This window comes from Arthrobacter sp. P1_B4 (assembly GCF_056406555.1).
Genome location: NZ_JBFTZW010000187.1, coordinates 1 through 1,563, shown reverse-complemented (window position 1 = coordinate 1,563; position 1,563 = coordinate 1). Strand labels below are relative to the sequence as shown.

Genomic DNA, 1,563 nt, shown 5'->3' with positions numbered 1-1,563 from the left:
CTTGTCAATAGGGCAAGGGTGAGCGGTCCAGGGCTGGTTTGTCTTGGACCGCTCTTTTCGTATCCGTTCTTCGGCGTCGTCCGGTTGGCTGGCGCGTCATGTTCGACGAGGGAGCGCTGTCTGGCTGATATGCGCGGGTTGGTTACCGCAGGACGAGGTGTTCGGCTGGAGGGGTGCCGCTGGTCTAGGAATGTCGGGCGTCACCGGTGTTAGCCGGTTGTCCATAGTTGTGTCGCGGGTCTCCTCCACGCTGCCGGGCCTTGGGGTCGGGGCCGGGAACGGTACGTCTAGTCATCCGTCCATGGGTGTTCCTTTTGGACGGGGGCTGCCAGGGACCAGCACCAGCCGGCCAGTTCCCGGGCGATGGCGACGTTGGCGATGACCCGGCGTTTGTGACGGGTTTCGAACTGTTCCCACTTGTGGTGCAGCCGGTGGTTTCCCTGGTGGCCGCGGACCCGGGACGCTTCGTCGGCTGCATCCCAGCGGGAGCGCATGTCACGACTGGCATTGTTGTACGGGCGGCGGTGGTGCCAGGCGGCCTCGACCAGCAGACGGCGGGCATGGGTGTTCCCGGTCTTGGTGATCGCGCCCTGGGACCGGGACGCACCCGAGGAATGCTCCGAGGGGACCAGGCCCAGATACGCGCCGATGGTGGAGCCGGTGAAGCGGTTCCAGTCGCCGATCTCCACCGCGAGCCCGAAAGCGGTCAGCACCGAGACACCGCGCAGGCACATCAGGGCCCGCACCACCGGGGCATACGGTTCCGTTGCCGCCATCGCGGTGATCTTCGCATCCAAACGATTTCTGCGGTCCAGCGTCAGTTCCGCCATCTCCAGGCCGGCCTCGTATGCGGCCTGCAGGGCAGGGTCATCGAAATGTTGCCGGTGCAGCCAGGTGTGGTGGGCGTCGGTCCAGGCCTGGCCGCCGGAGTAGACCAGGCCGTGGCGCAGCAGAAGCTTGGAGACCCGGTGCCGTGCTCTCATCAGATCCGCCCGCACGTCCTCGCGGGCACGCACCAGATCCCGGGCGGCCTCCTGGGAAGGGCCCGGGACCCGCACCGGGGTGATTTGCCCGAGCAGGGCCAGCCGGGCGAGATGTTCGGCATCCCGGGCATCGGTTTTCACCCGGTCTCCGGGAGGGCGCTGGAGCTTCGACGGCGCCGCGACCACGCATTCAATCCCTGCCGCATTCAGAAGCCGGGCAAGACCGAATCCGGTGGGTCCTGCTTCATAGACAACCAGGACCGGGCTTGGTAACCGGGCTACCCACTCGGCGATCCCGGCATCGTTGGCGGCCAGGCTCTGGCGCAGAATTTCGCCGGTTTCGCGGTCGATCGCGCAACCCTTGACACTGCGCGCATGGACATCCAAACCGACGTAGGTACGCTTGTTCATGGCTGGAACCTCCAGACGTTCAAATGTGGCTCTACCAGTCCACACCCGCACCAGAATGCGGAACAGACCGTGGGCCGGCAACCCACGAATCTCTTTGAACCCGGGGTTCCAGTCCTACTTCAGGCAACCACCACACTTCATATTGTCTAGGGCTCATATTGTCTAGGGC

Annotated in this window: 1 protein-coding gene; it reads right to left on the bottom strand. The window is 65.1% G+C overall.

What is annotated here, in order from left to right; all coding sequences use genetic code 11:
- Positions 1 to 287 precede the first annotated feature (287 nt).
- Positions 288 to 1,394, bottom strand: a complete 1,107-nt coding sequence (locus AC1D1W_RS20615) for an IS110 family RNA-guided transposase (RefSeq protein ID WP_476944688.1) — start codon at positions 1,392 to 1,394, stop codon at positions 288 to 290.
- Between the last annotated feature and the right edge of the window lie 169 nt (positions 1,395 to 1,563).